Here is a 1,140-nt window from a genome sequence, read left to right as displayed (position 1 = left end):
TTACTTGAACGGGTTAATTGGAAATCAGGGGAAAGCTGCATGAGTATAATTACTCACTACAAAAGTGACATACTCCCGGGAAGACGGGAAGACCTCCCTAGCAACTAAGGTAGAACACCGTGAGCGAAAGATAGACTGGGAAGCGCTCATAAAAGATGTAGAAGAAAATCCCGAAGCAAGATTAATAGAAAGAGCAAGGAAATTAGGGGTGAGAGCGAGTGCCATATCGTATGCCTTAAAGAAAATGAAAATTACGAGAAAAAAATAATTTCGTTATAGAGAAAGAAATAGAGAAGAAAGAATAAAATACTACCAAACAATCAGAAATTTAATTAAAACTCATGGTAGTAAAAGCAGTGTATTTATTGATAAATCAGGATTTGAAGAGTTTCATGCTTGTGTTTATGCCTGGTTCAAAAAAGGAAAAAAAGTCGTAAGGATTCAGGTCTAAAAACTTGCGGCTCCAACGCTTGTCTGGCAAGGGTTGTAGGGCAAAATAAGGGTTTTTGCCTTTCGTGGTTGATTGTCAATAAAGGACGAAAAACTGTCATTTTTTGTCTTTTATTGAGAATAGAGATTTATTTAGCATCAAGCTCCAGATCTAAAGTCTTTGCCCAGCAAGGAGTTCAGTGACCTGAATCCTTACAAAAAGTCTATGGGGATAGACAAGGAAAACGGGCGAAAAGAGAAAATTTAGTAGCAGGAAGAAGAAAAGGAAACAAGGACTTGATTGCACCTATGGTCTTTACTGTCCGCTTGAATCCAGAAAGTTTTGAAGGGTGGTTAGCTTTATATCTATGGCCATCTTTAACAATACCATCAATATTAATCATGGATAATGCACCGATTCATCGTAAGACAGCAATTAGACTCCTGGTGGAGGAAGCAGGCCATCAGATACTTTTTTCACCAAAATACTCTCCTGACTTAAATGATATTGAGCATGATTTTAGTGCATTAAAGAGAGCTATAACGTATTCGCATTCTGCCACATCTCTTGATGAGAGTATTCGCGCTTATTGTGCAACTTAGTGTCTCATTTTTATTTTAAATAACTATACTATACTGTAGTTTAGACTAGCCAAAGATGAGAACGGTGGCAAAAGAAGAACTAGAGCCACCGCGCCGGGAGAGAATGAG

2 pseudogenes are annotated in these 1,140 nt (G+C 38.0%); both read left to right on the top strand.

Features of this window, described 5'->3' with window-relative positions:
• Nucleotides 1–151 precede the first annotated feature (151 nt).
• Nucleotides 152–429 (top strand): annotated as a pseudogene (locus tag QUA25_RS29640) (IS630 transposase-related protein); the annotation flags it as partial.
• Nucleotides 430–645: 216 nt separating this feature from the next.
• A pseudogene (locus QUA25_RS29300) lies at nt 646–1,032 on the top strand (transposase); the annotation flags it as partial.
• Nucleotides 1,033–1,140 lie beyond the last annotated feature (108 nt).

This window comes from Microcoleus sp. Pol17C6 (assembly GCF_036701145.1).
Classification (GTDB): Bacteria; Cyanobacteriota; Cyanobacteriia; order Cyanobacteriales; family Microcoleaceae; genus Microcoleus.
The sequence above is the reverse complement of the archived record's forward strand: the minus strand, read 5'-3'. Positions and strand labels throughout refer to the sequence as shown.